Annotated in this window: 30 protein-coding genes; 16 read left to right on the top strand and 14 right to left on the bottom strand. The window is 57.7% G+C overall.

Annotated elements, in window-relative coordinates:
- Positions 1–51: 51 nt before the first annotated feature.
- Together osmE and PMI21_RS01095 are read right to left on the bottom strand one after the other, a co-directional pair.
- A complete protein-coding gene (gene osmE / locus PMI21_RS01090) occupies positions 52–420 on the bottom strand; it encodes an osmotically-inducible lipoprotein OsmE (RefSeq protein WP_007941948.1) in 369 nt (122 codons plus the stop codon).
- 11 nt (positions 421–431) lie between these two features.
- Positions 432–671 (bottom strand): hypothetical protein, encoded by a 240-nt coding sequence (locus PMI21_RS01095; protein ID WP_007941947.1) that lies wholly within the window; start codon positions 669–671, stop codon positions 432–434.
- A gap of 91 nt (positions 672–762) precedes the next feature.
- On the opposite strand from PMI21_RS01095, the gene PMI21_RS01100 reads away from it, so the two are divergent.
- From PMI21_RS01100 to PMI21_RS01110, 3 genes are all read left to right on the top strand, one after another.
- Positions 763–1,989, top strand: a complete 1,227-nt coding sequence (locus tag PMI21_RS01100; RefSeq protein WP_007941946.1) for an RtcB family protein — start codon at positions 763–765, stop codon at positions 1,987–1,989.
- A 101-nt stretch (positions 1,990–2,090) separates the two neighbouring features.
- Entirely contained in the window at positions 2,091–2,327 is a 237-nt protein-coding gene (locus PMI21_RS01105; RefSeq protein WP_007941945.1) for a hypothetical protein, read from the top strand.
- A gap of 92 nt (positions 2,328–2,419) precedes the next feature.
- Positions 2,420–2,755, top strand: coding sequence for a hypothetical protein (locus PMI21_RS01110; RefSeq protein WP_007941944.1), 336 nt, complete (start codon positions 2,420–2,422; stop codon positions 2,753–2,755).
- A gap of 280 nt (positions 2,756–3,035) precedes the next feature.
- On the opposite strand, the gene PMI21_RS29275 is transcribed toward PMI21_RS01110, so the two are convergent.
- On the bottom strand, positions 3,036–3,230 hold the full coding sequence (locus tag PMI21_RS29275) for a hypothetical protein (RefSeq protein WP_081499569.1): 195 nt from the start codon (positions 3,228–3,230) through the stop codon (positions 3,036–3,038).
- Positions 3,231–3,419: 189 nt separating this feature from the next.
- Between PMI21_RS29275 and PMI21_RS01115 the strand changes: the two genes are divergently transcribed.
- From PMI21_RS01115 to PMI21_RS01125, 3 genes are all read left to right on the top strand, one after another.
- Complete coding sequence (locus PMI21_RS01115) at positions 3,420–3,614, top strand: hypothetical protein (protein ID WP_007941943.1); 195 nt, start codon at positions 3,420–3,422, stop codon at positions 3,612–3,614.
- Positions 3,615–3,957: 343 nt separating this feature from the next.
- The gene (locus PMI21_RS30025) at positions 3,958–4,089 is read left to right on the top strand and encodes a hypothetical protein (RefSeq protein ID WP_256597093.1); all 132 of its coding nucleotides are present in this window, start codon (positions 3,958–3,960) and stop codon (positions 4,087–4,089) included.
- A gap of 250 nt (positions 4,090–4,339) precedes the next feature.
- On the top strand, positions 4,340–4,915 hold the full coding sequence (locus tag PMI21_RS01125; RefSeq protein WP_007941938.1) for a hypothetical protein: 576 nt from the start codon (positions 4,340–4,342) through the stop codon (positions 4,913–4,915).
- Between the two features lie 232 nt (positions 4,916–5,147).
- Here PMI21_RS01125 and PMI21_RS01130 read toward each other — a convergent pair whose 3' ends face one another.
- Positions 5,148–5,891 carry an anti-sigma factor family protein gene (locus PMI21_RS01130; RefSeq protein WP_007941936.1) on the bottom strand — a complete coding sequence of 248 codons (744 nt, stop codon included), beginning with the start codon at positions 5,889–5,891 and terminating at the stop codon, positions 5,148–5,150.
- A complete protein-coding gene (locus tag PMI21_RS01135) occupies positions 5,884–6,396 on the bottom strand; it encodes a sigma-70 family RNA polymerase sigma factor (protein ID WP_007941935.1) in 513 nt (170 codons plus the stop codon). The genes PMI21_RS01130 and PMI21_RS01135 overlap by 8 nt, the downstream gene beginning before the upstream one ends.
- Positions 6,397–6,549: 153 nt before the next feature.
- Here PMI21_RS01135 and PMI21_RS01140 point away from each other — a divergent pair, with 153 nt between their 5' ends.
- Together PMI21_RS01140 and PMI21_RS01145 are read left to right on the top strand one after the other, a co-directional pair.
- Positions 6,550–7,518 (top strand): metallophosphoesterase family protein, encoded by a 969-nt coding sequence (locus PMI21_RS01140; protein ID WP_007941933.1) that lies wholly within the window; start codon positions 6,550–6,552, stop codon positions 7,516–7,518.
- 14 nt (positions 7,519–7,532) lie between these two features.
- Positions 7,533–7,841, top strand: coding sequence for a cupredoxin domain-containing protein (locus tag PMI21_RS01145; protein ID WP_007941931.1), 309 nt, complete (start codon positions 7,533–7,535; stop codon positions 7,839–7,841).
- 101 nt (positions 7,842–7,942) lie between these two features.
- Here the strand turns inward: PMI21_RS01145 and PMI21_RS01150 are convergent, their stop codons facing one another.
- Genes PMI21_RS01150 through PMI21_RS01160 form a run of 3 tightly spaced genes read right to left on the bottom strand, consistent with a single transcriptional unit; the run spans position 7,943 to position 10,575 of the window.
- Entirely contained in the window at positions 7,943–8,536 is a 594-nt protein-coding gene (locus PMI21_RS01150; RefSeq protein WP_007941929.1) for a TetR/AcrR family transcriptional regulator, read from the bottom strand.
- Positions 8,523–9,374, bottom strand: a complete 852-nt coding sequence (locus PMI21_RS01155; RefSeq protein WP_007941928.1) for a 3-hydroxybutyryl-CoA dehydrogenase — start codon at positions 9,372–9,374, stop codon at positions 8,523–8,525. The genes PMI21_RS01150 and PMI21_RS01155 overlap by 14 nt, the downstream gene beginning before the upstream one ends.
- 16 nt (positions 9,375–9,390) lie before the next feature.
- On the bottom strand, positions 9,391–10,575 hold the full coding sequence (locus PMI21_RS01160; RefSeq protein WP_007941927.1) for an acetyl-CoA C-acyltransferase family protein: 1,185 nt from the start codon (positions 10,573–10,575) through the stop codon (positions 9,391–9,393).
- A gap of 132 nt (positions 10,576–10,707) precedes the next feature.
- Here PMI21_RS01160 and PMI21_RS01165 point away from each other — a divergent pair, with 132 nt between their 5' ends.
- The gene (locus tag PMI21_RS01165) at positions 10,708–11,724 is read left to right on the top strand and encodes an AraC family transcriptional regulator (protein WP_007941926.1); all 1,017 of its coding nucleotides are present in this window, start codon (positions 10,708–10,710) and stop codon (positions 11,722–11,724) included.
- A gap of 87 nt (positions 11,725–11,811) precedes the next feature.
- Here PMI21_RS01165 and PMI21_RS01170 read toward each other — a convergent pair whose 3' ends face one another.
- From PMI21_RS01170 to PMI21_RS01185, 4 genes are all read right to left on the bottom strand, one after another.
- Positions 11,812–12,369, bottom strand: a complete 558-nt coding sequence (locus tag PMI21_RS01170; RefSeq protein WP_007941925.1) for an NADPH-dependent FMN reductase — start codon at positions 12,367–12,369, stop codon at positions 11,812–11,814.
- 36 nt (positions 12,370–12,405) lie between these two features.
- On the bottom strand, positions 12,406–12,957 hold the full coding sequence (locus PMI21_RS01175) for a cupin domain-containing protein (RefSeq protein ID WP_007941923.1): 552 nt from the start codon (positions 12,955–12,957) through the stop codon (positions 12,406–12,408).
- Positions 12,958–13,015: 58 nt separating this feature from the next.
- Positions 13,016–14,131 (bottom strand): alcohol dehydrogenase catalytic domain-containing protein, encoded by a 1,116-nt coding sequence (locus PMI21_RS01180; RefSeq protein ID WP_007941921.1) that lies wholly within the window; start codon positions 14,129–14,131, stop codon positions 13,016–13,018.
- Positions 14,132–14,202: 71 nt separating this feature from the next.
- Positions 14,203–14,784, bottom strand: a complete 582-nt coding sequence (locus PMI21_RS01185) for an amino acid synthesis family protein (RefSeq protein WP_007941920.1) — start codon at positions 14,782–14,784, stop codon at positions 14,203–14,205.
- 126 nt (positions 14,785–14,910) lie between these two features.
- Between PMI21_RS01185 and PMI21_RS01190 the strand changes: the two genes are divergently transcribed.
- From PMI21_RS01190 to PMI21_RS01200, 3 genes are all read left to right on the top strand, one after another.
- Positions 14,911–15,762, top strand: coding sequence for a fumarylacetoacetate hydrolase family protein (locus tag PMI21_RS01190; RefSeq protein WP_007941919.1), 852 nt, complete (start codon positions 14,911–14,913; stop codon positions 15,760–15,762).
- 40 nt (positions 15,763–15,802) lie between these two features.
- On the top strand, positions 15,803–16,363 hold the full coding sequence (locus tag PMI21_RS01195) for a VOC family protein (protein WP_007941918.1): 561 nt from the start codon (positions 15,803–15,805) through the stop codon (positions 16,361–16,363).
- A gap of 88 nt (positions 16,364–16,451) precedes the next feature.
- Complete coding sequence (locus PMI21_RS01200; RefSeq protein WP_007941917.1) at positions 16,452–18,098, top strand: bifunctional 3-(3-hydroxy-phenyl)propionate/3-hydroxycinnamic acid hydroxylase; 1,647 nt, start codon at positions 16,452–16,454, stop codon at positions 18,096–18,098.
- Between the two features lie 97 nt (positions 18,099–18,195).
- On the opposite strand, the gene PMI21_RS01205 is transcribed toward PMI21_RS01200, so the two are convergent.
- Positions 18,196–18,894: a GntR family transcriptional regulator gene (locus PMI21_RS01205; RefSeq protein WP_238541249.1), complete on the bottom strand. Its 699-nt coding sequence runs from the start codon at positions 18,892–18,894 to the stop codon at positions 18,196–18,198.
- Between the two features lie 436 nt (positions 18,895–19,330).
- Between PMI21_RS01205 and PMI21_RS01210 the strand changes: the two genes are divergently transcribed.
- The 4 genes from PMI21_RS01210 (at position 19,331) to PMI21_RS01225 (ending at position 25,957) form a co-directional block, all read left to right on the top strand.
- Positions 19,331–20,983 (top strand): DUF1302 domain-containing protein, encoded by a 1,653-nt coding sequence (locus tag PMI21_RS01210; RefSeq protein ID WP_007941915.1) that lies wholly within the window; start codon positions 19,331–19,333, stop codon positions 20,981–20,983.
- 24 nt (positions 20,984–21,007) lie between these two features.
- On the top strand, positions 21,008–22,360 hold the full coding sequence (locus PMI21_RS01215; RefSeq protein WP_007941914.1) for a DUF1329 domain-containing protein: 1,353 nt from the start codon (positions 21,008–21,010) through the stop codon (positions 22,358–22,360).
- Between the two features lie 88 nt (positions 22,361–22,448).
- A complete protein-coding gene (locus PMI21_RS01220) occupies positions 22,449–23,558 on the top strand; it encodes a WD40/YVTN/BNR-like repeat-containing protein (protein ID WP_007941912.1) in 1,110 nt (369 codons plus the stop codon).
- On the top strand, positions 23,555–25,957 hold the full coding sequence (locus PMI21_RS01225) for an efflux RND transporter permease subunit (protein ID WP_007941911.1): 2,403 nt from the start codon (positions 23,555–23,557) through the stop codon (positions 25,955–25,957). The genes PMI21_RS01220 and PMI21_RS01225 overlap by 4 nt, the downstream gene beginning before the upstream one ends.
- A gap of 230 nt (positions 25,958–26,187) precedes the next feature.
- Here PMI21_RS01225 and PMI21_RS01230 read toward each other — a convergent pair whose 3' ends face one another.
- Positions 26,188–26,424 carry a hypothetical protein gene (locus PMI21_RS01230; RefSeq protein ID WP_007941910.1) on the bottom strand — a complete coding sequence of 79 codons (237 nt, stop codon included), beginning with the start codon at positions 26,422–26,424 and terminating at the stop codon, positions 26,188–26,190.
- Positions 26,425–26,438: the final 14 nt, after the last annotated feature.

Raw genomic sequence — 26,438 nt, 5'->3', positions numbered from 1 at the left:
CGAACGCAGCCTCGCAGGCTCGGCAGCTGCTACAGGGGTTAATTCGTTGGGTCAGTAACCACCGCCACCGCCGCCCATCCCGCCCGTGGTGGGGGAATGCTCTCTGGCTTTTTGTTGGACACGACTCCATTCCGCGCAGGTCATGAAGCTTTTATGGTCGACCTGGCCCCTGCCGTCGAAGCTGACGTTGTACGGCTGCTGATGGCCGGCCTGGGTCAGCTTGTAATCAAAGCAGGTGCCAGGTTCCACCGTGCGGTCCGTGATTGATAGCGGTTTGCCGCCAATCTGCTCGACCTGATCCTTGGTCATGCCAGCTTCGACCTTGGCGACCAGCGGTTGGTCCCGGTAGATATGTGATTCGGTGTTGCAGCCACCTGTCGCCGCCAACACGGCGATCAGCGCGCATAGAGGCTTGTTCATGACAGTGCTCTCTAATGAGCTTTCATTCGGGTGATGGTTTTAGCTTTCACTTCTTCAGCATAGCCCGACAGGCGTTCTTCATCGCCCTGGAACAACGCACACAGCCTTAGCGTTGCCTCTGCGTCCACATCATTGCCGGCCTGGCGCAACTGCTCGGCGATGCGCAAAAGCTCCACCGCCGACCACCGCAGATCCGACGCCACGCCTTGCAGGTCACGCCGAAGTTGCTGTTCATATTCGTTAAGCCACATGATGACCTCCTGCAATTCCCCGCTACGAAATAGTAATCCCATTTACCTCGATGGAGCGTTATGTTCGTCTGATCCGAAGAGAGTAGAAGTCATGCAACAACCTGCCTACCAACTGCTGGAAGTCGCCAACGGCAAGCCGATCAAACTCTGGACCGAAGGAGTGCCAGTTGAAAGCGAAGCCCGGCAGCAACTGATCAATACCGCGAAGATGCCGTTCATCTTCAAGCACCTGGCAGTGATGCCGGATGTGCACCTGGGCAAGGGGTCCACTATCGGCAGCGTGATCCCCACCGTGGGCGCGATCATTCCGGCGGCCGTGGGCGTAGACATCGGCTGCGGCATGATCGCCGCGCGCACCTCGCTGACTGCCGCCGACTTGCCGGACAACCTGCACGGTCTGCGCACTGCCATTGAAAAAGCCGTACCCCATGGCCGCACGTTGAGCCGTGGTCGCCGTGACGAAGGCGCCTGGGAGCGCGTTCCACAGCAGGCCGATCAAGCCTGGGCGGCGCTGAACCCACGGTTCAAGGCGATCATCGACAAGTACCCGAAACTCGCCAGCACCAACAACCGCCATCATCTGGGCACCCTCGGTACCGGTAACCACTTCATCGAGGTCTGCCTGGACGAGGCCAATCGTGTCTGGTTCATGCTGCACAGCGGTTCTCGCGGCGTTGGCAACGCCATCGGTACCCTGTTCATTCAATTGGCTCAGGCTGACATGCGCCAACACATCGCCAACCTGCCGGACCGCGACCTGGCCTACTTCAAGGAGGGCAGCCGGCACTTCGATGACTACGTCGAAGCGGTGGGTTGGGCTCAGGACTTTGCCCGGCAGAACCGTGCCTTGATGATGCAAGCGGTGATTCACGCGGCGCGGCAAGTGATCCGCAAGCCCTTCGAGGTCGCGCTGGAGGCCGTGAACTGCCACCACAATTACGTACAGAAAGAGCGGCACTTCGGCGAGGACATCCTGGTCACTCGCAAGGGCGCGGTCTCGGCGCAGAAGGGCGAACTGGGGATCATTCCCGGCTCCATGGGGGCCAAAAGCTTCATCGTTCGCGGCCTCGGCAATGAGCAATCCTTCTGTTCCTGCAGCCACGGCGCCGGTCGCACCATGAGCCGTACCAAAGCCAAAAACACCTTCACCGTCGCCGACCAGATCCGCGCGACCGCTCATGTGGAATGCCGTAAGGACGCTGCGGTCATCGACGAGATTCCAATGGCCTATAAGGACATCGACAAAGTCATGTATGCCCAGCGTGATCTGGTGGAAGTGCTACACACTTTGCGACAGGTGGTGTGCGTGAAGGGATAGGGATGGAAGGTGCTTCCACTGGTCGGGAAAAATCAACGGGAGCGAATAGCTCTGCTGTCGTATTGAGGTAGTGATCTATTCGCTGGGGCGAGGTATCTCAAATGACGGCGACTGATGATTTCAGACACCATGCGCATGAACTGATCGTTGACCTGGACGCGGCCACCACCGAAATGATGAGGCTGATTTCGGCCCACCAGCTTAGCGGCGCGGAATGGGAGCGGGTTACCAAGTGGCAGCATGAAGCGTACGAGCGATGGATGAAGTATCTGAATGCGAGTTCGTATGCCGATTCCGGCTCGGGGGGCGATCCGGGGCAGGGCGAGGCTTCTGTATAAAGGCTCTTATATAGGGGGCATAGCCCCAGCGTTTGCTGGATGTCTGCGCAAGTACAGGCTACATTTCCCGTTTTTCAGGATAGGGAAGCATCATGCGGATGTTGATAGCGGGAGTAGCGGTGGCTGCGTTGGCGGGCTGTTCATTGCCCACATCCCTGGTGCCCGGTGAGCCCAATGTCAGCAAATACAGCGATAAGGCGCCCAAGGAATATGCCGGGTGTGTGTTGCCGTTGTGGCGTCAGGAGATTGCGGGAACGACGCAAACCGCGATTTCCAATGGCTATCGGATTACTGCACCGAGCGTCATCACAGCTGACGAAATTCTGGATATCGTGAAGTCGAAAGATGGCAGCCGGGTATCGCTTTACCAAGGGCCGCCATGGGCCAAGTCAGCGGCGCTGCGCCAGGCTGTCCGGGATTGTTTGTAACGGTTTCTTCAGTAGATGGCTCAAAAATAGTAAGGATATTTAATGGGTTACGAGATTTAGTAACTGGATGGTGAGTTAAAATATATTGTTACAGATCAATTGATTGGGTAATATTGCCCCGCGTTCACCACCACGGTTTATGCATTTTTAAAGCCCAGGCGTCCATCAGCTGCCTGGGCTTTTTTTTTGTCTGGAATTTGGCGATTGCTGACAAGCACGCTGCCGGCAGAGCGCCAGCAGCGTCGGTGATGAGGTGGGTAAGAGCTATTGCTGCCTGTTGTTACCCGGCCGGATCAGCCTTGCGCCGATCACTGCCAGAAGGGTTGCCGGTGTTGATAAGCCTTCTCTCGACCAGGACATTTCGAAGGGCCTGGCGCGCCGAAGGATCCAGTTGATGTTCTCTCTCCTTGAGTTCAAGCAAGATGGGGCTGGACCAGCCACGATAGGTTTGTTCGCAAATACGAGTAGGCGTCATCTATCTCTCCCTGGTTGAGTCGCCCGACAACACAGTGGGCGAGATCCTGTGCGATAAAAATCCTAGTCGAGGAAATGATTTGTTGCCAGTGATCGGCCTTGCAATAAGGTGCCGACTATCCTGATCGACGCAAGTTGTTCGCGATTCGGGCGTAAAATGACAGAGCTACCTCATCGAAAGGAGCCGCATATGATCGCCGACCAAACGACTAGACAGGTGTCGGAGCAAAGCGCTGTTTGGGACCAATATTTCTGTGCTGCGCTGATTGCCGAAAGCCATCTGACGGCACCGGTGGTAGGAGAAGCCACCCACGAAGACAGGCAAAACCTGCTGATCCAAAGGGCCAAAGCGCTCGCCGACAAGATGCTTGAAAACAGAAGATAAAACGGAGCCCGGCCATTGCGCCGGGCTCTTCACTTATCGCCCCTTTGACAGGTCACCTGGCCAGGCTGTCACTTGGCGGCGCGATGGACTGATCCGGTTTTTTTGGGGCGCTGAGTTCTTTGTTCGTGGATCGTCTACAGTTGGTAATTCATGGATACGGAGATCGAACATGAAGTGCTTAATTTGTCACGCTGTCTCTAACACTGTTCATGTGGCTGAAGACTGGTCAGAAGTTGCATGCTCGGCTGGATGTGGACGCTTCAGGGTCTCGGCCAACCTGATTAAAAGCATGAAGGGCAGGAACGAATCCTTTGACATCGAACGCACAAGACAATGGCTCAAGATGTCCCGTAATGATGAGCCGGTACCGTTGATATCCCGCTATGACTACAACGTTGCCTTGTTGCATCGCGACACCGGGGAGAAGTCGGCCATCGCGCCGAGTCGCTCCAGGCAGCCGCTGACTTCGGATTAGATTCCGTCCGGTTGTAACACCACCTTCCGTTGTGGTTGCGTATATCCAGCGCCGCTCATTGAGCGGCGTTTTCGTATGCGGGAGTTGCTCAAGAAACAGCGCAACACGGGTAAACCTGAGGGAGATCAGGCGGCTCCGGATGGATGGTTGAATTTGTAACTTGCTTGATACAAATATGAATCTGTATCATTTCGTTTCAAATCAAGGGTGCGAGGGAGTGCATTGCCCACATAAAAATAAGGTCCAGGTAATGCTCAAAATGCTACTCGTGTACGGTCATCTGATTGCCACCTGTATTGCTCTGGGGAGGGTGCTGCAGGCAGATCAAAAGCTATGGAGCTGGCGCAAGGATGTGTTGAGCCAGGTGCAACGTGAGTATCTCGACGAGACTCAAAAAATCGTCACGCTCGCGCTATTGGCTCTTTGGGGAAGTGGCTTGCTGCTGGTGCTCCAGGGTTACCTCTATGAGGGGAGCGCGTATCTGCTCAATCAAAAGCTCTGGGCCAAGGTGAGTGTTGTCGCGCTGCTTAGCCTCAACGGCGCTTTGTTGCATCGGATCGGTTTTCCGCTGTTGCAGAAGGCTCCCTTTGTTTTGTTACACAGCAGCGCCCGGACTCGCCTTGCACTGTTGGGCGCTCTCTCCATGAGTGGCTGGTTATTTGCCGCATTCCTGGGGGTGGCTCGAGCGTGGAATCACGTGCTGCCCTACTTGCATGTGATGGGTGCTTTTGCCGCGTTCTCGTTAGTGGCTTGTGCAGTGGCGTGGATAGTCGCCAACACAGCGGGTGCCATGGATGATGAGTGGTCGCGCACTGGCAGTGAGTAAAACCTGATTATGCCGGACGCTGAACGACGAGCCTTTGCGCAGGCTGTTCAGTTTTATTCAGAATTGTATTCGGGACACAGGGCGCAACTCTCGATAAAGTTTTCACCGCTCACCCAGCTTTGGCTCTTTACCAGGCACGGAGTGCCAGGCCCTGGCTGGGTGAGCACCTATTTTCGATTTTTCTCGACAGAGAGAATGACGGTGCACGTGTAAGCGTGCACCCACTGCCCCTTCAGGCACCGTCCCTGAGCAACTGGCTGAACGCCTCCAGTTCACTTTTCTCCACATCGGAAACCAGCACGAAGCGCATGTGGTTGACTTGCCAGGACACCACGTTAAAGCCACGAATCGTCTGGGTCTGCCGCGGCTTGTCTGCCTCCGGCACGGGCAGGATAAACACATTGATGATGTGCCTGGCCCTCCCGTAACTCAGGGCTGCCGTGGTTTGGTGTTGCAGATAATCCAGCCGCCCGCCCAGTAATGGAAATCCCTGCGCCGAGTAATCGAATACCGGCGGCGAGAAGTCGAGTTTGCCGGTGAACCAGGGCTTCACGGTGTGACGGTCGGAGGACACCACATCGTTCAGATGCTCGCCCATCAATGAGCGGACATGGCTGGAGACAGCCTCGTCCATCAGCGGTTGTTCGCTGCCCGGCGTCATCACATAAAGCACCATCGCCAAGGCCAGCGCCGCCGCGGAAAATGTCGGTGCGAACCATTTCTGCCAGCGCTCGACGGTGCGAGTCGCGGGAGCACCCGCGGCAAACACGCTGGCCGCTAACGATGCCGGCGCCGGGTAATACGGCGCCTGGCGCTTCACACTGACCTTCAGCAGTTTCACTTCATCATGCAGCCGCGCGCACTCGGCGCATGCGGCCAGATGCGCAGCCACATCCGCAGCCGTCGCAGGATCGAGTTCCTGATCCAGATAACCATGCAGCCGTGTCTGGCAAACCGTGCAGTCGAGTTCATTCATGATCGTGCAACTTCAGTAGTTCGAGCTTGAGCATCGCGCGCCCCCGGGCCAGTCTCGACATGACGGTGCCGATGGGGATATCGACCACCAAAGCGATGTCCTTATAAGGCATGTCTTCGAGTTCTTTCAGCACAATCACCTCACGAAACACCGGCGGCAAGGCGCACAGCGCTTGCTGGATCAGCGCCGCGTTTTCCGTGTGAATAGCCAGCAATTCCGGGGTCTGGCTGTGGCTCAGTGCCCCTTCGTCATCGCCGATGTCGTCATCGAAAGCAACCCAATGGCGCCCGGCTGAGGCTTTGAGCCAGGTGTAGCTTTCGTTGCGCACGATGGTCAGGAACCAGGCCTTGGCGTTGCCATCGGCGAAACGCTGCAAAAACCTGAAGGCGCGCAGGGCGCTTTCCTGCACGACATCGCGTGCGGCGGCGTCGTTGCCAGTGAGCCAGCGCGCGAGGTTGTAAGCGGCGTCCAGATGGGGCGCAATCAGGTCCTCAAATCGCTTCATAGTGGCTTCCGCACTGTCACACCCCTATAACCGTGATGCGTGGTCTTTTATTCCCTGAAAAGAATTTGTTTTCCAACGCGGAATAAATACGCGTCCCGCAAGGTTTACCTCGTGTCAGCTACATCACTGTAGTCCGCTTGCGAGGACATACCGATGGACATTCAATCAAAACCCCCGGTGCGCACCGACGGCTTGCTGAACCCTGACCGCCGAACGTTGCTCAAGTGCTCGGCGTGGGCCGGGGCAGGGGTGATCTGGGCCCTGAGCGGCGGCATTCCCCGGGCCTTTGCACTGGATGAGGCAGGCAACGTCGCCGACCCCAAGGCACTGGCCAGCACGTTTCACTTCGTGCAGATCAGCGACTCGCACATCGGCTTCAACAAGGAAGCCAACCCGGAGCCGGCCAAGACATTACAGGTGGCGATCGACAAGGTCATCAAGCTGCCAAAACGGCCGTCGCTGATCCTGCATACCGGCGACATCACGCACCTGTCCAAGCCTGAGGAGTTCGACACTGCGGCACAGTTGCTCAAGGGACTGCCGTCCACCGTGCATTACGTGCCGGGAGAACACGACACCCTCGACGAGGGCGGCGGCAAGCTTTACCTGGAGCGTTACGGCAAGGGCACCAAAGGTAATGGCTGGTACAGCTTCGATGACCACGGCGTGCATTTCATCGCGCTGGTAAACGTCTTCAACTTCCAGGCCGGCCATGAAGCTACCCTTGGCGCCGATCAACTGGCCTGGCTGGCCGATGATTTGCGGGCGGTGACGACCAGTACGCCCATCGTCGTGTTTACCCACATTCCGCTGTGGACGATTTATCAGCCGTGGGGCTGGGGCACCGAGGATGGTGATCAGGCGATTGCGATGCTGCGCAAGTACGGTTCAGTGACGGTGTTGAACGGGCACATCCATCAGGTCATCCAGAAGGTCGAAGGCAACATCACCTTCCACACCGCCCGTGGCACGGCTTACCCACAACCTGCACCGGGTGCGGCGCCGGCACCGGGACCGATGACGGTGGCTGCCGATCAATTGCGCAATTATCTGGGGATCACCGATGTGCGAGCGACACAGGGCGATCATCCGCTGGCGCTGATTGATTCGACACTGGTCTAGGGGAGGGCGCTCAGATGAAAACGCGACTGTTGGCGGTGGTGTGCCTGATGCTGTCGATGCCGGCGTGGGCTCAGGAGGTGAAGATCGATATCAAGGAGTTCATGTTTGCACCCAAGGATTTGACCGTGGCCGTGGGCACCAAAGTGACGTGGGTGAATGACGACCAGATTCCGCACACGGTGGCAGAAACCCACAAGGTGTTTCGTTCGGGGGCGCTGGATACGAATGACAGTTTTTCCTGGGTGTTCAATACGCCTGGAGAGTTCGAGTATTTTTGTGCGCTGCACCCGCAGATGATCGGGAAGATTGTAGTCACCCAGTAAACAAAGGGCGCTGGAAGGTCAAAAGACCGCAGCCGTCGACAGCTCCGACGTCAGCCAGCTCACTCGACGGGTATCCCCAGAAACGACAAAGCCCTGAATAATCAGGGCTTTGTCCTTGGCGCCAATAATCGCTCGATGGCGCCACTCACCATGTTTTCCATCAGATTATCGCGCTCTTGTTCATCCAGCGAATAGTGCGTCAGCCAACTGGGCGCGCTGTTGAGCAAGGCTGCAATGGCTCGACCCGCGGCTCGTTGCGCCGGTTCGCTCACGCGGGGTTTGGCTCCGAGCATCAGCAGCAGTTTGCGTTCGTATTGCTCGCGCAAGTGGCGAACCTGTTCCTGCTGCTCCTCGTTCAGGCAGCCACTGTCGCGCTCCGCCAGTCGAAAATGCCAAGGCATTTCCTGGTGCAGATTCAGGTGGGCGCGGATCAGGCTGTTGAGCCTGTCGCGTTTTGCCGGCGCCTGTTGCTCAATGCGCCCCAAGGTTGCCAACAGCTCCTCGTAGAACTCCTCGATCAAGTCGAGCAACAAGTGCTGTTTGCTGGGGTAATGGTGATACAACGAGCCTGGGGCGAGCCCCAGGCACGTCGCCAGCTCACGCATGCCGACCTGACCGAAACCTTTGCTGGCAAACAGCTCCAGCACCTTGTCCCGGTACTCGGCAAACCGTGAGCAACGCTCAGGCATAGGCATGGAAGCCACGCCCCGTTTTGCGCCCCAGGTAACCGGCGGCGACCATTTCCTTGAGCAGCGGTGCCGGGCGATATTTGCTGTCATTGAAGCCGTCGTAAAAGGCTTCAAGAATGGCCAGCACCGTGTCCAGACCAATCAGATCCGCCAGGGCCAGTGGCCCGATCGGCTGGTTGCAACCCAGGCGCATGCCGGCGTCGATGTCTTCGGCGCTGGCCAGGCCTTCCTGAAACACCAGGATCGCTTCGTTGATCATCGGCACCAGAATCCGGTTGACCACGAATCCCGGACGGTTGCCTGCGGTGATCGCGGTCTTGCCGAGGGTTTTTGCCATGTCCAGCGCCAGGGCGTGGGTGGCATCGCTGGTTTGCAGGCCACGAATCACTTCGATCAGGCCCATCACCGGCACCGGGTTGAAAAAGTGCAGGCCAATGAAGCGCTCAGGCCGGCTCACGCTGGCCGCCAGTTGGGTAATGGACAGCGACGACGTGTTGGAGGCGATCACGCACTCGGCGCTGACCTGCGCGGCGATCTGTTGCAACACGCGCAGTTTCAGATCGAGGTTTTCGGTGGCGGCTTCGATCACCAGTTGCACGTTTTGCAGGCTGTTGTAATCGGTACTGGTACGAATCCTGTCGAGGGCGGCGAGCTTTTGCTCATGCGTCAGCGTGTCCTTGACGACCTGTCGATCGAGATTTTTATCGACAGTCGCGATTGCCCTTTGCAGAGCGCTCTCGGAAATGTCGATCAAGGTTACGTTGAAGCCGGACAGGGCGCAGACTTGCGCGATGCCATTGCCCATGGTGCCGGCGCCGATGACGCCAATGTTCTGTAGGTTCATGTGCATGTCCTTGTGATCAAACCCGTTCAAACAGCACGGCGATGCCTTGGCCGCCACCGATGCACATGGTCGCCAGGGCATAACGGCCCTGACAGCGATGCAGTTCGTGAATTGCTTTGGTGGCGATGATCGCGCCAGTGGCGCCCACCGGATGGCCCAGCGAGATGCCCGAGCCGTTGGGGTTGACCTTCTGTGGATCGAAACCCAACTCTTGCGCTACGGCACAGGCCTGGGCGGCGAAGGCTTCGTTGGACTCGATCACGTCAAGATCGGCAACGGTCAGGCCGGCCCGCTTGAGCACCAGGCGGGTGGCTGGAATCGGTCCCAGCCCCATCATTGAGGGCTCAACGCCTGCGTGGGCATAACCCACCAGTCGAGCCATGGGCTTGAGGCCTTGTTCCTGAACAGTTTGTCCCGTGGCCATGATCAGTGCGCCGGCACCATCATTGAGGCCAGACGCGTTGCCGGCGGTGACGGTGCCGTCCTTTTTGAAGGCGGGTTTCATGCCGCTCAATTGCTCGGAACTGACCTCAGCCCTTACATGCTCATCCGTCGCAAACGAAACCGTCCCTTTGCGGGTCGCTACTTCGATCGGCACGATCTGCCCGGAAAAACGCCCTTCGACAATCGCCCGGGCAGCACGCTGTTGGCTGAGAAGCGCCAATTCATCCTGGACCTGACGTGTGATGCCATAGTGCTCGGCGATATTTTCAGCAGTGATCCCCATATGGAAACCGGCAAACGGGTCTTGCAGTGCCCCCAGCATGTAGTCGATGGCCTGCATGTCGCCCATTCGTGCACCCCAGCGCGCCTGCGGCAACAAGTACGCGCCTCGGCTCATGGACTCGACGCCACCGGCCAGCGCAGCGCCCGCATCCCCCAGCATCAAACTTTGCGCGGCACTGACAATCGCCTGCAAACCCGAACCGCAAAGGCGGTTGACGTTGAAGGCCGGGGTTTCTTTCGTCAGACCGGCATTCATCGCCACGACCCGGGAGATGTAGGCATCGCGCGCCTCGGTCGGGATCACATGTCCCATCACCGCATGACCGATGTGTTCGGGCGCCAGGCCTGATCGTTCGATAGCGGCGCGGCAAACGTCGGTTGCCAACTGAATGGGCGGCACATCCTTGAGTGAACCGCCAAAGCTGCCGATGGCAGAACGGACGGCGCTCACTACAAAAATATCGGAATGGTTCATGTTGGTTCTCTTGAACAGGTCTTTTTTGTTGGGCACGAGTCTAGAATCAGCAGCGCCGCTGGCCTATGCCAAAACTGTTCAAGGGTGATGGCGTTTTTTGCCATGTTCAGATGTGACGAGAGAGGCATTCAAATGCGGGAAACGGATTCGGTGGCGGTTTACTTCATGTATCCCATGATCCATGCGCTGCGTGAGAAGCCGCAGCGTCTGCGGTCACTCCTTGAACAGGTGGGAATTGATCCGGCACTGATGGATCAGCCGACGGCACGGGTGCCGGCCACGGCTTTCGCCGCGTTGTGGCTGGCGCAGATTCGTGAGTTGAACGACGAATTTTTCCAGTTGGACTCCCATGGTATGCCGCCGGGCAGTTTTGCCTTGATCTGTCGGGCATTGATTCAGGAGCCGACGCTGGAAAAAGCCATGCGTCAGTGCCTGGCCAATTTCGCCTTGTTCCTGCGTGATTTTCGCGGCACGTTGAGTGTGCGTGGCAAGCGTGCGGTCATCAGCTTGCAGACCCGCTCGCAGAACAGTGAGGTCAGCCGGCTGGGCGAAGAAACGTTTCTGGTGTTGATGATCAGTCTGCTGTGTTGGCTGGGCGGGAGGCGAATTCCCATCGATCGTGCGGACTTTCGTCATCAGCGTTTGTCGCTGCGTGATGATGCCTTGCTCTGGGGGCCCAACCTGACCTTTGGCACCGAACACACCGAAATCGAGTTCGCCAGTCACTACTTGCGGCTGCCGGTGGTTCAGGACCTTGCCTCGCTGAAAGTGTTTTTGCGCACCGCACCGCAATGGCTGGTGATCCGCTTCCGCAACCAGCATGGGCTGGCATCGCAGGTTCATCAGCGCCTGCGCCATAGCCATTACAGCGAATGGCCGACCTTGCAGGACTTCGCCCTGGAACAGCACCTGAGCCCCAGTACCTTTCGCCGGAAACTGGGACGCGAAGGCTGTTCGTATCAGGAAATCAAGGATGAAGTGCGGCGCGGGGTGGCGTTTGAACGGTTACGCCAGAGCAAGGCGAGCATCAGCGATATTGCCGAACAGTTGGGGTTTCAGGAGCCGAGTGCGTTTCACCGCGCCTTCAAAAAATGGACGGGGGAGAGCCCGGGGCAATACCGTTTGCGGTTTCAAGGTCGTGACGATTGACCAATCCGGGAAGACTTTTTGTGGTCGGAGCCTTGAAACCACCGATGGGCCGCAGTGAAAACTGCGGCCTCCTTTACTGCTGAATGGCTAGGCCACGAGATTGATTTCAGCTATCAGATTATCGACAGCCGCGAGCATGAACTCGATCGTTGTTTCATCGGCGAAGTGGCCATTCTGGATCTTTTGATTGACGCCGGGAATGACTATCTGGGGGCTGCAAATGACCCTGGAAAGGGTCGCGGATAGCGTTTCACGAAGTTGAGACTGGGCGCGTGCTCCGCCGAGCACGCCGGGTGACGAGGTCATGATCAGCACCGGTTTATGTTTCAGCGGTGAATTGAAGCCGGGGCGGGAGGCCCAATCCAGTGCATTTTTCAGAACGCCAGAGGTGCCATAGTTGTATTCAGGCGAGCAGATGATCAAACCATCGGCCTGTGATATTGCCTCTTTCAGCGCAACCACTGATGCAGGCAACGCCTCTGCTTCCAGATCACTGTTGTACAGGGGGATATCATTCAGGGCGAAGAGACTCATGTGCGCCTTATCGCCCAATCGAGCGCCGAGGGTCTTGAGAACCGCGGTATTTGTAGACTGTGCACGCAGGCTGCCTGAAATACCGAGTAGACGATGAGCGACAGTGACCATAAAACTCCTTGAACCAGAGAGATGAAGAATAAAAAACTACACAGCCTGTTTCTCTGGACGTGACGTGCCGATCATCACAAAAAGTGCTCGGGCTATCCGCTCGCTTTTGTTCCGCCAGGCGTGCCGCGTGCCGTTCTGAATAACGATCTCGCCTGCCTTCACCAGACGGCTCTGACCGTTATCCAGCTCCAGCCACATCTCACCCTCCAGAATGATTCCGTAATCAATGGTGGCGGTGGTGTGCATGCCCGGATTTTCCGGCTCAAACGTTTCGATCAGGCCCGGCAGCGCAGCGCTCAGCTCTTCAAAAGCCTTAACGCCATCTACGAGATTCTGCATGACGGTGTCAGGCGGAAAATCAAACACAGCGATGCTGGTGCCGCCCTGAGGAGGAATCAGCGACGCATAATCAAGCGTGGGATCGCGTTCCTGTTCGAGGAGTACCGGATTGGCGGGAGTAGTCCACAACTGAGCCATCGCATGCCCCGGGATCGAGGCAAAGGATTGCGCCCTTGGGGCATAGTCGTCGGAAACGAACACGGAGTTCCCTTGTTCGTCGTGGCCGGTGACGATTCTTCTTATCTTCATTCTGGATTACTCAATGAGGCAGCGAGGGAGGGGAAGCCACTCCGCCCGCTGCGTTTTATCAAGGGCAGATGACGTAGTTGCTGAAGCCACCATGGCGGTTTTCGATACCGGTGATCGCGCTGTTGACGTCTTCCAGACTGAAGGCCGTGTTTTCGAAGAATGAGAGATCAAGCACCCCCGATTCAACCATGTCGGCCATGTCCTGACCCTGGCCCGTGGTGAACCAGGCCGAACCGCTGATCTGGATATCGTTGTCCATGATCCAGTGTAGGTCGACGGGGACTTCGCCGGCGATGGCGCCGACGTTGACCAGGTGCCCGCCACGGTTAAGGGATTTCAGCGCTTGGGTCAGACTCTCGTGGGGGGCGCCGGGACCCAGGGCATCGATGACGACATCGACACCTTCGCCATGGGTGATTTCACTGACCCACTGGTTGGTCGGGATTGCACCGAGGGTGTGAATTTCAATCCGGCCCGGGGCCGCCAGGTCTTTCACCTTTTGGAACAGGTCCTGGTTTCGGGCGGTGCCGAGGATTTTACGAACGCCCATGGCCAGCGCCAGGGCGACAGCGCCCAGGCCGAGTGTGCCGCTGATCCCGTTGATCAGCACGGTGCTGCCGGGACCGACGTTGGCTTTGATTAATGCCTTATAGGCTGTGCCCAGATAGCCCAGGCGTGCAGCGGTTTCGAAGCTGATGTTGTCGGGCAGTTTGACCAGGCTGTATTGCGGGGCAGGGATGTACTCGCAAAGACCACCGTAGGGATAGTCTTCGAACATGCGCGGGCTTTTGGCGGTGAACCCGAAGTAACCGTTGAAGGTATAGGCGCTGCAGGCAATGGTGTTGCCCGCGCGGCAGGCCCGGCATGAGCCGCAGTGGCGACCCGGGTTCACATAGACCCGGTCACCGACCTTGAAGTCATAGACCTGGGCGCCGACAGCTTCGATGACCCCGGCCGGATCAAGTCCGAAAATGGCAGGCAGCTTGGGCAGCGGGCTCTGCGGGAACCATTTGACCCAGTTGGTCAGGATGTTGTGAAGATTCGGGACGATCCCGCACGCCTTGACCTTGACCAGCACCTCGGTCGGGCGAATCTCGGGGACGGGCACCTGCTCGATGACCATGGGTTTACCGCCTTCATACAGACGTGCGGCGCGCATAGTTTTTGTAGTCATGATCTTCTCCAACACACATATTGTTTTTGTAGTGGTACGTAACCCGTGGAGCACGCTTCAAACCCTGGGCCTTAACGCAGCCCGTCTTCGCCCTTCACGTCAGCCGCCGCGAGCCCGCCCAGCCGTGCATGAATCCGGCCGCCGGTGGCCATCGCCAGGCCAAAAGCGATTTCGCCGCGACGAGGGCCGTCCCATACGGTCATTTCAGCCACACCGAAGTGGCTGCGAACATAGGCCGCCTGGATATGCCCGAGCGGGATCATCACTCGGCAACCGGGGCCGCCGATGGTTTTGCCCGCCGGCACGATCGCCTTCGGATTGCCGAGCGCTTCGCGCATTGCCCAGCCACCGGCTTCGTGCCAGACCGCGCCGTGTTCCAACTCACCGTCTTCACCGACGATGGCACCTTTGCCATAGGCCTGCACGTGTTGGGCACCGCCCAGCGCATGGATCAGTCGCTCGGACAGTTCCGCGCCCAACCCCCTCAATTCCTGCATGAACGGCAGCAGGTCTTCCACATATTTACCCGCGTAGGGGTTGGCGACCACGGCGGTGGCTACCGCAATCCTGAGTGGGGCCGACGAGCGAGGCCCGCCTTCGTGGAACACTTCTTCGATGTCCAGTTTTACCTTACGAACCATCACAAGCGACATACCTAACCTCCAGAACCGTGAGCCTTATGCAGCTCGTTATTTTTTTAAACCGGCCTTTTGCATTATGCATTTAATGATGTATGGTGCAAGAAATTAGTTTTTGTGCATAAAAAACAGGAGAAAAACATGAAGCTGATTTCGTACCGTAAAGAAGGCAAGGCCCATTTCGGTGCCGTGTCGGGTGACGGGGTCGTCGAGCTGACCCGTCGTTTTGCGCAGGTTCCGGACCTCGCATCCTTTCTGGCCAATCCGCTGTTGGTACAGGAAGCACGCAAGGTCGTAGAGGCCACCCAGCCCGATTACCCGTTCTCAAGCATCCAGCTGGAGTCGGTAATCCCCAATCCCGGCAAGGTGATTTGTGTGGGCATCAACTATGTGGCTCACGCCGAAGAGGCGGGCAGAAAGGTTGGGGAGTTCCCGGTGATTTTCCAGCGCTTTGCCGAAACCCTGCTGCCCCACGGAGAACCGTTGGTAAGGCCTCAGGTATCGGAGCAATTCGATTTCGAAGCCGAGTTGGCCGTGGTGATCGGGAAGGGCGGCGCGCACATCGATCCCGCCGATGCAATGGATCATGTCGCGGGTTACACCTGCTTCAACGATGCCAGTGTTCGCGACTGGCAGTTCCATACGCACCAGTACGGCATGGGCAAGACCTTCAGAAAAACCGGCGCGTTGGGGCCATGGGTCATTCCAGCGTCGGAAATTGCCGATTACCGTAAGCTGGTGGTACGGGGTGTACTCAATGGCGAGCAATTGCAGGAGGGCAGCCTTGCAGAGTTGGCCTTCGACATTCCACATTTGATTTCGTATGTGTCGAAAGCGCTGCCATGGAACCCGGGCGACATTCTGGCAACCGGTACGCCGAGCGGGATCGGCTTCAAGAGAAATCCACCGATTTTCCTGAAACCCGGTGATGTGTTCGAAGTGGTCATCACCGAAATCGGGACGCTGTCGAACGGTGTTATCGACGAAGCCTGAGCGTTGTCCTCTACACAATCATAAAAACCGGAGGTTCCAAATGCCCGCCTTACCGACTATCAATTTCACTCACACCGGCGTGTTTTGCGCAGACCTCGATCGTATGGTCGATTTCTACTGCCGCACCTTGGGCTTCATCGTCAGCGATAAGGGCGTGGCCTCAACCGGGCATCGCCTGTTCTTCATGACGCAGAACCCGGAGCTGCATCACCAGGTGGTGCTGTTTGACGGCAAACCTGTCGATCTGCCCTTCAATCCGATCAACCAGCTGTCGTTTCTGCTCAACTCCCTGGACGACCTGAAGACTTACTATCAATTCGCCAAAAGCCGTGGCATCGAAGGGATTGTTCAGGTGGATCACGGGAACGCCTGGTCGATTTACTTCAAAGATCCCGAAGGCAACCCGATTGAAATGTATGTCGATGCGCCGTTCTACACCGCTCAACCTTGCAAAGAACCACTCGACCTCGAACTGCCGACCGAGGCCATCCTGGCCCAGACCGAAGCCATGTGTAAGCGCCGCCCCGGCTTCCAGACTCGCGAGCAATGGATGGATTCCATTCGGGCGAAGATCGAAGAGCAGCGGGTTCGCATCGGTTGATGGTTGTTGAAGCCTGGTTGATGGGCGTGCACCAGCCCGTTCATCAACCGTAAGTCGCACTGGATAAAAACAAAAAGCGGAGTAGACGATGGACTACGATGTCATCATTGTTGGAATGGGCCCGGTGGGTGCCCTGTGCGCAAATCTGGCCGGCATGTGGGGGCTGAATGCGCTCGTCGTGGACAAGTCCGAAACGGTGTACACCAACCCCCGGGCCATGGGTTTTGATCATGAAGTGATGCGTGTCTTCGGCAATATTGGCCTGGCCAATGAGATTGCCGAGCATGTCATGCCTTATCGTCCTTCGGAGTACCGAACCACCGGTTCTGCGCTGATCAAGCGCATCGATGCGGCCCAACCGCCGTTTCAGCTGGGCTGGGCGCCGAACTATGTGTTTTCGCAACCACCGGTGGAGCGCGCACTGCGCGGCAAAATTGCCGATTTGAAGTCCGTCACCGTTGAACTCGGTTCAGAAGTGCTGTCGGTCGACTCCAGCGGTTCCCGGGCGCACGTGCGCATTCAGGCCAAGGACGGGATTGAGCGTACGGTCACGGCTGACTATGTGTTGGCGTGTGATGGCGGAACCAGCCCGATCCGTACCCGTCTGGGGTTGAAGATGGAAGACCTCGCGTTCGACGAACCGTGGTTGGTGGTCGACGTGATCCTCAACGAAGGGGCGGGCGAGCATCTGCCGAAGACCAACGTGCAGTTTTGCGAGCTGGCCCGGCCTTGCACCTTTGTCGTCGGTCCCGGTCGGCATCGTCGCTGGGAGTTCATGATCAATCCCGATGAGCAGCCTTCGGAAATCTCGCAGCCTGAAGCGATCAAGAAGCTGATCGCTCGTTGGTTGCCGGAGGGTGACTACCAGCTGTGGCGAGCCTCGGCGTATCGATTCCACGCACTGATTCTGGAGCAGTGGAAGTCCGACCGAGTGTTCTTCCTCGGGGATGCGGCCCATATGACGCCGCCGTTCCTGGCCCAAGGCATGTGCCAGGGGATCCGCGATGCGCTGAACCTGGTCTGGAAGCTTGCGCTGGTGAAAGGAGGGCTGGCAGCCCCCGCGTTTTTGAATACCTACCAGACCGAGCGAATTCCCCATGTCCGCCAAACCACGATGGCGGCCAAGGAGTTTGGCCGTGTGATCTGCGAGCGTGATAGCGAGAAAGCCGCGATTCGGGATGCGCGGTTGATCCAGCAGATGACGGAGAACCCCGGCGGAATCATCAGGCAATCGCTGATTCCCGGTTTGTCTCAAGGCTTTGTCGCACAAGTCGCGCCGGCCGGTGAGCTGTTTCCTCAACCGATGGTGATCAACCACGCCGGCAAGCAGGCGCTGCTGGATGAGTTTACCGGGCAATCCTTTCGCGTGGTCATTGCGCCCGGGTTCGACGCCAGCGCTTTGTTGAGGTGTCTGCACAGCAGTCAATCGCTTAAAGGTTTGCCCATCCATGTTGTGCGGTTGGTCAGTGCTGAATCGTCAGGCACGCGCACTGCCGATGATTATCAGGAGGTCGACGGCGTGCTGGCGCAATGGCTTGAGCGGCGAGGCTGCAATGTGGTGATCGTGCGGCCGGATCACTATGTGTATGGCGGTGCAGTCACGGTAGCCTGGGCGATGGAGTTGCTGGAGGGAATGGAGCTTGCGCTGTGGTGCAAGGAACCGGAACAGGCTGCACAGGGTCACGGCGGTGCGTGCGATACGACGCTCAGGTTTGCGCAGGCGCTAAACCAGTAAGGGGGCATAAGCCGGTAAAAGGAATAGTCCCTTCGCTTCGCACTGTCCACGAAAGCAGTGGCGAAGCGAAGGGCTTTTTTCTGGACTACCGATTGATCTATTGAAGCGTGGCTTGTTGGCGTTCGATCGCTTCGACGGTTCGGCCCAGGGTGTCCTGAATGTGATTGCGCAGCAGCGTCACAGCTTTCTCGGCGTCACGCGCCAGGGCAGCCTCCATTAATTCCTGGTGCTCATTGCCCTTGTGCCTTGGAGTGATTCGCTGCTTGGCCGAAAAGCGCCGGTAGCGTTCGGCCCGGTCAAACAGGGAGTCGATCATCTTCAACATCAGCGGCGAGGGACAGGCCGCGAACAGCGCAAAGTGGAAAGCCTTATGCCGGGTGGACCACTCATCGTCGAGTACAAGCTCGCCGCTTCCGAGTTTCTTCTCGATCAGATTCAAGCGGTGAAACGCTCCCAGCACATCCGCCTCCCACGCGTCGTCGCCATACTGGATGGCATCTCCCAGCGCTTCGCATTCCAGCAGGCAGCGCATCCGCGTGATGTCCCGGAAGTCTGCCGTGGAAATAGGTGCAACCCTGAACCCCTTGTTATCGCTGGCTTCGACAACGCCGTCCTGAGTCAGCCGGTTGAGCGCTTCACGAATGGGAGAGCTGCTGAGCCCGTAGATTTTGGACAGCTCGGCGACTTTGAGTTTTTCGCCGGGGGCCAGCTCACAGCAAACAATCGCTTTTTTCATCTTCGTCAACGCGACATCGATCAGCGGACTGTTGGGGGAGGGGATCATGGTGGTGGTCATCCTGAAATATTGCACTAAACGGATTTTATGCGCAAAAAACCGTTTAGTGCAAAGGATGAATAGCCCTTCTTGTGCATAAATTTTCCTTCGTCGCAAGGAGAAAATTTCAAAACAGTCTGCGCAGCGCTCTAGTCCGGCCCTGAGCTTCCTTGCGGCCGTCCTCCCTGAAGAAATGATCAGTCCCCCGCCTGCCTCTCATTGCGCCACACCCATGCGTCCGGGTTCCCGAATGTTCTTGACATTGAATTTGCGCAGGAATATTTTTTGTGCACAAAGTTATTTGTGATGCAGTAAAATGTTTTTTGCGCACAATGTATTCGAGCGTAAAAAAGGACAACGAAGGAGCTCAGCGCGGTACGCAGCACCCAGTGGTATTCGCAGCCGATGTTGCGAGTGGATGACCTTTTTACAAAAACAAAAAAACAGGAACATCTCCATGAAGACAGCCAACCAGCGGCTCTGCCCGTTGCCGGTTTCCAGCCTCGCCTGTGCGGTAAGCGCAACGGTCCTGCTGAGCCTCTCAACACCCTCGCAAGCCTTTCAGATCGACACCGGCAACCCCGATCTTTCGGCGAGCTGGGACAACACGATCAAGTACAGCAACGCCTGGCGCGTGAATAAACTCGATCATAAGGTCGCGGCCGGGCCGGGCACGGCCAACAGCAATCCCAACCTGGACGATGGCGACCGCAATTTCGATCGCGGGCTCATTTCCAATCGCTTGGATCTGCTGTCCGAATTCGACATCAAGTACAAAGATGTGGGTGCCCGTCTCAGCGCGGCGTCCTGGTACGACAATGTCTACAGCCACGACAACGATAACGACTCACCCGGCACCGCAAACTCCGTGAGCGTCGATCACGATGAGTTCACCAGCGACACGCGCCGCATCCACGGACAGCGCACCGAAATCCTCGATGCCTTTGTCTATGGCTCGAAGGAAATCGGCAACACCTCGTTGTCCGGGCGTCTGGGGCAGTTCACGCAGATCTACGGCGAAAGTCTTTTCTTTGGCGCCAACGGCATTGCCAATGCGCAGTCCACCGTCGATCTGGTGAAGCTGCAGTCGGTGCCAGGTTCTCAGTTCAAAGAGATTCTGATGCCGACCAAGCAGGTCTCGGGTAACTGGCAGCTGAGCGACACAGTCAGCGTCGGTGCCTACTACCAGTTCGAGTGGAACAAGACCCGCCTTCCCGCAGCGGGCAGCTACTTCAGTGGTGCCGATTTTGTGGGTGAAGGCGGGGAGCGGGTGTTCTTCCCGACCGGCGAACTACGCCACGGCAAGGACAAGGATGCCAGGGATTCCGGGCAGTTCGGCGCGCAACTGAAGTTCGCCGTCGAGGACTGGGAGTTCGGCCTGTACGCCGCGAAATATCACGAAAAGACCCCGGTGTTTTACTTCCGCCCGGCGGCGCTGGTACCCGGTGCGGATGACACGTTCATCAACGTTTACCCCGAGGACGTCAAGGTGTTCGGGGCGAGTTTCAGCACCCAGGTGGGCGAAGCCAACATCGCCGGCGAAACCTCGATCAGGCTCGATACGCCGCTTGCTGGCGTCGGCGGAACGATCATCACCGGTCTGGATTCCGACAACGATTCGAACCCGGCATACCCCATTGGCCGGTCGTGGCATGCCCAGGTATCGATGGTCAATGTCTACGGCGGATCGCCGCTTTGGGATGGGGCTTCGTTTGTCGGTGAGCTGGCGTTCAACCGTCGGCTGAGCGTGACCAAAAATGCCGATCAGCTGGATCCCAACACCACTCGCGATGCGTTCGCCCTGCGCTTCACCTTTGAACCGCAGTACTTCCAGGTCTTCCCCGGCATCGACGTTCAAGCGCCGATCTCCGTGGGTTACAACCCCTCCGGGCGCTCTTCCGTCACACCTCAGGCATTCGGCCCGGAACATGGCGGCGACCTGACCTTGGGGCTCAAGGCCGATTACAAGAAGCAGTGGTACGCCTCGCTGTCCTACACCAACTTCTTCGGTGAGGCCGGGCCGGTCATCAACACCGCTAATTCATTCACCTACCAGCAAAACATGAAAGACCGGGATTTCGTGGCGTTTTCGATCCAGCGAACCTTTTAAGCAAAGAACAGGCGGGCCCTGATAATGACAAAAATTAAACTGCTGTTGCTTTCCACCCTGTCGATCTCCCTGTGCGCCAACAGCGCATTCGCGGCGGTGAGCCCTGACGAGGCGGCGAAGCTCAAGACCACGTTGACGCCCATGGGCGCCGAAAAGGCCGGCAATGCCGATGGCTCCATTCCCGCCTGGACCGGTGGGCTGACCAAAGAGGTGGCCGGGGCCAAATCGGGCGATATGCCGGTCGATCCGTTCCCGGGTGAGAAACCGGTGCTGCAGATCACCGCGAAGAACGCTGCGCAATACGCGGACAAGTTGAACGAAGGCACGAAAGCCTTGCTGGCCAAATACCCCGACACCTTCCATCTCGATGTGTACCCGACCCATCGCACTGCGGCGGCGCCGGACAGCGTTTATCAAAACACGTTCGCCAACGCTACCCGTTGCAAGACCACCAGTAATGGCTTGTCGGTCGAGGGCTGCTACGGCGGTATCCCGTTCCCGATTCCGAAAACCGGTAATGAGGTGATCTGGAATTTCCTGCTGCGGGTCGAGGCCGAATCCATTCAGATGGGCTATGCCAACATCATCGGCAATGCCGACGGAACCCGGACGCTCGCCAGCCGTGGCGTCGAGAACTGGCAGTACCCGTATTACTTCAAGGATGGCGGCGTGGACAAGTGGTCGGGGCAGTATGCGCTGCTGCGGTTCTTGACCAACGAACCTCCGTTCAAGGCCGGCGAGTCGCTGGTGACACACGACAGCATCAACGCCCAGGAACCGCGGGAAGCCTGGCAATACCTGGTCGGCCAGCGTCGCGTGCGGCGTGCACCCACCGTCGGTTATGACACCCCGGACTTCGTTGCCTCGGGCGCCAATTACTTCGACGAGGTGCATGGTTTTATCGGTCATCCCGATCGCTATGACTGGAAACTGGTCGGCAAAAAGGAGATGTATATCCCTTACAACGACAACAAATTCAACGCCGAAAAGCGCGACGACGCCTTTATGGCCAACCACCTCAATTCGGACAAAGTGCGCTGGGAGCTGCATCGCGTCTGGGAGCTGGAGGCCACGGTCGCCTCGGGCAAACGCCACGCTGTGCCCAAGCGCAAATTCTTCATCGATGAAGACAGCTGGACGGTCTCGCTGGTCGATGGTTACGACGCCGAGGGCAAACTGTGGCGCGTCTCCCAAGTACTGCCATTCGTAGTGCCTTCCATTCCGGCGGTGGTGGTGAAGCCGGTGGTGATCTACAACCTGCAAGCCAAGACCTACAGCGTGGTGCAAAGCCTGAACGGCGAAACCTATAGCGTTATCCCGCGCAAGCCCGAGAACTTCTTTACCGGTAACTCGGTAGCGTCCGGGTCGGTGCGCTGAGCCTCGCAACAGCTTAATCAAACTCGTGTTCCAGAGGCGCGGTGTCACTGACATCGCGACCACTGAACCGCATCATCGAGGCTCGCCAATGCGTACTCAAACTCCCAGGTTTTTCCATGTACAGCCGTTCAAGGCGTTGATGCTGAGCGTGTCGATCATGGCGGCGCTCACCGGCACGGCAGCCGCGGCACAACCCGATGGATTGCCGGTGCAGCCAGCGATCACCAGCGCCATGGCAGCCCAATCGGTCATGCTCAGCGTTGCGCGGGCAGGGCAACGACTGGTGGCTGTCGGCGAAAGAGGATTCATCATTGTCTCTGACGACAATGGCTCCACCTGGAAGCAAGTCAGTTCCCCGGTCAGCATGACGCTGGTCAAAGTTCGCTTTATTGATGAGCTCCAAGGTTGGGCGGTCGGGCATGCCGGGGTTGTCTTGCACAGCCAGGATGGCGGCCTGAGCTGGAGCAAGCAGTTGGATGGCGTCCAGGCGGCCGACATCGAATTGCAGGAAGCCAGTCGCGGCATCGATGAACAGGCGCAGGAGCGTCTGGCCCAGGCCCGGCAACTGGTCGATGAAGGTCCCGACAAGCCGCTTCTGGATGTGCTGTTTCTGGACGCCAGAAATGGCTGGGTGGTGGGCGCTTATGGCCTCGCGTTTGTCACCCATGATGGTGGGCTCAACTGGCAATCGATCCGTTCCCGTCTCGATAACCCGAATGGATTGCATCTCTACAGCATCGAGCGGACAGGGACGGATCTGTTCGTCGCCGGCGAACAGGGCACGCTGTTGCGCTCGAGTGACGAGGGACAAACCTTCGAGGCGCTGGCGTCGCCTTATGAGGGCACGACCTTCGGGCTTCAGGCGACCGGCAGCGGGTCGGTTGTGGCGTACGGGCTTCGTGGCAAAGCCTTCGAGTCCCGGGATCGCGGCGCTACCTGGCAGCCACTCGACACGCTGCAACCCGTCACATTGACCAGTGGTCTGCGGCTTGACGATGGCTCGGTACTCCTCTCCGATGAGTCGGGCAGAGTGCTGCGCTTTGCGGGTGGCGATACCAAGGCCGCTGTCCTTCAGATACCCAAAACCAGTTATTTCACAGGCATGGCGCAAGCCGCGAACGGTGACCTGATCATCAGTAGCGCGCGCGGCATGCTGTCGTCCGCGTTGGCAGTCGAATCGCCGGAGCACGATCAATGAACAGCTTTACCCGTTCTGCCGAGCCTCACGTCGTCCCCAAACAGGACGTATTCGATCCTTCCTCCGGCACCCTGGTTGAACGGCTGTTGTTCAATCATCGCAGCATCGTCTTGGGCATCTGCGTGCTGCTGAGCCTGGTGCTTGGCTATCAGGCGTTGAGTTTGAAGCTCAATGCCGCCTTCGAAAAAATGATCCCGACCGATCACCCGTATGTGCAGAACTACCTGAAAAATCGTGGTCAGTTGGGCGAGGGCGGCAACACCTTGCGGATTGCGATCGAGGCCAGGCACGGCAGCATTTTTGATGCCGCGTACCTTGAGACGGTCAAGAAAATCAACGATGAGGTGTTTCTGCTCCCCGGTGTCGACCGGTCTTACATGAAGTCCCTGTGGACCCCGGCGACCCGATGGATCGGCGTCACAGAGGAGGGGTTCGACGGCGGGCCGGTGATACCGGACGATTACGACGGCTCTGCCAAAAGCCTGGACCAGGTGCGGCAGAACGTTGAGCGATCGGGAGAAGTGGGGCGGCTCGTGGCCGCCAATTTCAAGTCGAGCATCGTGCTATTGCCGCTTCAGGACATCACCTCGGACAACGGCAAACCCCTGGACTACAACGCGCTCTCGAACCAGCTCGAACAGATCCGGGCCAAGTACGAAACCGATAACATCAAAATCCATATCACCGGCTTTGCCAAAGTCGTCGGCGATTTGATTGACGGTATGCGGCAGATGCAGCTGTTCTTCGCCGCGACGCTGGTGATCTGCGGCATCGTGTTGTTCTGGTACACCCGTTGCGTGCGCAGCACATTGCTGGTGTTGCTGTGCTCGATCATCGCGGTTGTCTGGTTACTGGGATTGCTCCCTACCTTGGGCTTTGATCTTGATCCGTATTCGATCCTTGTTCCGTTCCTGGTGTTTGCCATCGGCTTGAGCCATGGCGCCCAGAAAATGAACGGCATCATGCAGGACATCGGGCGAGGCGCAGACAAGCTTGTGGCCGCACGCTTCACCTTTCGCCGGCTATTCTTGACCGGGCTGATGGCACTGGTGGCCGACGCCGTGGGTTTCGCCGTGTTGATGATCATCAAGATTCCGGTGATTCAGGACCTGGCGGTGACCGCGACGATTGGCGTACTGGCGTTGATTTTCACCAACCTGATTCTGTTGCCGATTCTGCTGTCGTACACCGGTGTCAGCAAAGCGGCGGCGCAGCGTGAAGCGGCTAACGACAAATTTTCGAAACTGGACGCTCACCACACCCGGCATCCATTTTGGGCTTTTCTGGATCGTTTCACCGAACGCAAATGGGCGAGCGGTGCAATCATCGTCGCCTTGTTACTCGGGGTGGCAGGGTTTGCCGTCAGCCTGCAGGTGAAGATCGGTGACTTGAACCCCGGGGCACCGGAACTGCGTTCCGAGTCGCGCTACAACAGCGACAACCGCTTCATGGTCAGCAACTTTTCCGCCAGCAGCGACAAGTTTGTGGTGATGGTGAAAACCCCCCAATACTACTGCGCCAATTACCAGACACTGGTGTCCGTCGATGCGCTGGAAGCACAGCTTCAGCAGTTGCCGGGCGTGGTGTCCACGACGTCACTGGCGGCGCTGAGCAAGCAAGCTGCGGCCGGTATGAACGAAGGCAGCATGACCTGGTATGAGATACCCCGTAACCAGGGGCTGCTGAATGCGATCATCACCCGCGCGCCGCGAGAGCTGTTCAACCAGAACTGCGATCTGCTGACGGTGTATGTCTACCTCAAGGACCACAAAGCTGACACGCTCACCAGTGTGGTCCAGACCGTCGAGCAGTTTGCGGCGACTCATAACACCGATCAGATCCAGTTCCTCAACGCCGCGGGCAATGCGGGTATCGAAGCGGCCACCAATATCGTGGTGAAGCGTTCGAATGTGCAGATGCTGTTTATGGTGTACGCGGCTGTCATTGCCCTGTGCTTCATCACCTTCAGGTCGTGGCGAGCGGTGGTGTGTACGGTGCTGCCATTAATGCTGACGTCGATTTTGTGCGAAGCCTTGATGGTGGGCCTGAACATCGGTGTCAAAGTGGCAACCTTGCCGGTGATCGCACTGGGCGTCGGCATCGGGGTTGACTATGCGCTGTACATACTCAGCGTCACACTGACGAACCTGCGCAATGGCTCAAGCTTGTCCGATGCCTACTACCTAGCGCTTCTTTCTACGGGAAAAGTGGTTGTCATGACCGGCATTACGTTGGGCGTTGCGGTGACGACTTGGGTGCTGTCACCCATCAAGTTCCAGGCCGACATGGGCATTCTGCTGGGGTTCATGTTCATCTGGAACATGGTAGGCGCATTGGTACTGGTTCCGGCATTGGCGCATTTTCTGCTCAAGCCCAAGTCATTGCTGGCGAATGCGTGAGGTCTGTTTAGCCGGGTGTGGGTTACTCCTTCATCGTTCCATTTTTAGTGTGAAGGGCCCTTGGGTTTCAATGGGTAGGACGCCAGATGCGAGTCTCGTTTCCGGCTCCATCCATACGCAAAAAACGCCGCTCTTTGAGCGGCGTTTTGGGTTGTGCGTAATTTGTTGGGCTTGTTGAGGGCGAGATCAAGATAGTAAGGCCGGTTCGAACAGCCAAATTCAGAGCCGCATCATTGGCAGTGCTCCGACGGGGGCAAATAATCAAACGTCTTGGCCGTCCATATACCAAGATCATGAAATACCCCCGCCAAAACTATCTTTTCCAGATTTACAGCGTCCAGCGCGCTGAGCGAGCAACAAAAGTTAATGACTCGGTACACATGATTCCGGTATCCGGTGAAGTCATTGCCGAGGTTTTCGGCATAGCGCTGAAGCAGTTCGTCCAGCAGCTCAATTTTGGTGAGCACTGTTCCATCCTCCT

It is taken from the genome of Pseudomonas sp. GM18, assembly GCF_000282195.1.
Classification (GTDB): domain Bacteria; phylum Pseudomonadota; class Gammaproteobacteria; order Pseudomonadales; family Pseudomonadaceae; genus Aquipseudomonas.
This window is presented reverse-complemented; position numbering and strand designations above follow the sequence as displayed.

Coding starts and splice junctions, on each gene's coding strand:
- osmE (WP_007941948.1), bottom strand. CDS start 420: ATGAACAAGCCTCTATGCGCGCTGATCGCCGTGTTGGCGGCGACAGGT.
- PMI21_RS01140 (WP_007941933.1), top strand. CDS start 6,550: ATGGACATTCAATCAAAACCCCCGGTGCGCACCGACGGCTTGCTGAAC.
- PMI21_RS01160 (WP_007941927.1), bottom strand. CDS start 10,575: ATGAACCATTCCGATATTTTTGTAGTGAGCGCCGTCCGTTCTGCCATC.
- PMI21_RS01135 (WP_007941935.1), bottom strand. CDS start 6,396: ATGAAGCGATTTGAGGACCTGATTGCGCCCCATCTGGACGCCGCTTAC.
- PMI21_RS01210 (WP_007941915.1), top strand. CDS start 19,331: ATGAAGACAGCCAACCAGCGGCTCTGCCCGTTGCCGGTTTCCAGCCTC.
- PMI21_RS01100 (WP_007941946.1), top strand. CDS start 763: ATGCAACAACCTGCCTACCAACTGCTGGAAGTCGCCAACGGCAAGCCG.
- PMI21_RS01220 (WP_007941912.1), top strand. CDS start 22,449: ATGCGTACTCAAACTCCCAGGTTTTTCCATGTACAGCCGTTCAAGGCG.
- PMI21_RS01205 (WP_238541249.1), bottom strand. CDS start 18,894: ATGACCACCACCATGATCCCCTCCCCCAACAGTCCGCTGATCGATGTC.
- PMI21_RS01095 (WP_007941947.1), bottom strand. CDS start 671: ATGTGGCTTAACGAATATGAACAGCAACTTCGGCGTGACCTGCAAGGC.
- PMI21_RS01145 (WP_007941931.1), top strand. CDS start 7,533: ATGAAAACGCGACTGTTGGCGGTGGTGTGCCTGATGCTGTCGATGCCG.
- PMI21_RS01215 (WP_007941914.1), top strand. CDS start 21,008: ATGACAAAAATTAAACTGCTGTTGCTTTCCACCCTGTCGATCTCCCTG.
- PMI21_RS01190 (WP_007941919.1), top strand. CDS start 14,911: ATGAAGCTGATTTCGTACCGTAAAGAAGGCAAGGCCCATTTCGGTGCC.
- PMI21_RS01170 (WP_007941925.1), bottom strand. CDS start 12,369: ATGGTCACTGTCGCTCATCGTCTACTCGGTATTTCAGGCAGCCTGCGT.
- PMI21_RS30025 (WP_256597093.1), top strand. CDS start 3,958: ATGTCCCGTAATGATGAGCCGGTACCGTTGATATCCCGCTATGACTAC.
- PMI21_RS01110 (WP_007941944.1), top strand. CDS start 2,420: ATGCGGATGTTGATAGCGGGAGTAGCGGTGGCTGCGTTGGCGGGCTGT.
- PMI21_RS01200 (WP_007941917.1), top strand. CDS start 16,452: ATGGACTACGATGTCATCATTGTTGGAATGGGCCCGGTGGGTGCCCTG.
- PMI21_RS01150 (WP_007941929.1), bottom strand. CDS start 8,536: ATGCCTATGCCTGAGCGTTGCTCACGGTTTGCCGAGTACCGGGACAAG.
- PMI21_RS01125 (WP_007941938.1), top strand. CDS start 4,340: ATGCTCAAAATGCTACTCGTGTACGGTCATCTGATTGCCACCTGTATT.
- PMI21_RS29275 (WP_081499569.1), bottom strand. CDS start 3,230: ATGACGCCTACTCGTATTTGCGAACAAACCTATCGTGGCTGGTCCAGC.
- PMI21_RS01175 (WP_007941923.1), bottom strand. CDS start 12,957: ATGAAGATAAGAAGAATCGTCACCGGCCACGACGAACAAGGGAACTCC.
- PMI21_RS01130 (WP_007941936.1), bottom strand. CDS start 5,891: ATGAATGAACTCGACTGCACGGTTTGCCAGACACGGCTGCATGGTTAT.
- PMI21_RS01180 (WP_007941921.1), bottom strand. CDS start 14,131: ATGACTACAAAAACTATGCGCGCCGCACGTCTGTATGAAGGCGGTAAA.
- PMI21_RS01165 (WP_007941926.1), top strand. CDS start 10,708: ATGCGGGAAACGGATTCGGTGGCGGTTTACTTCATGTATCCCATGATC.
- PMI21_RS01195 (WP_007941918.1), top strand. CDS start 15,803: ATGCCCGCCTTACCGACTATCAATTTCACTCACACCGGCGTGTTTTGC.
- PMI21_RS01155 (WP_007941928.1), bottom strand. CDS start 9,374: ATGAACCTACAGAACATTGGCGTCATCGGCGCCGGCACCATGGGCAAT.
- PMI21_RS01115 (WP_007941943.1), top strand. CDS start 3,420: ATGATCGCCGACCAAACGACTAGACAGGTGTCGGAGCAAAGCGCTGTT.
- PMI21_RS01105 (WP_007941945.1), top strand. CDS start 2,091: ATGACGGCGACTGATGATTTCAGACACCATGCGCATGAACTGATCGTT.
- PMI21_RS01185 (WP_007941920.1), bottom strand. CDS start 14,784: ATGTCGCTTGTGATGGTTCGTAAGGTAAAACTGGACATCGAAGAAGTG.
- PMI21_RS01225 (WP_007941911.1), top strand. CDS start 23,555: ATGAACAGCTTTACCCGTTCTGCCGAGCCTCACGTCGTCCCCAAACAG.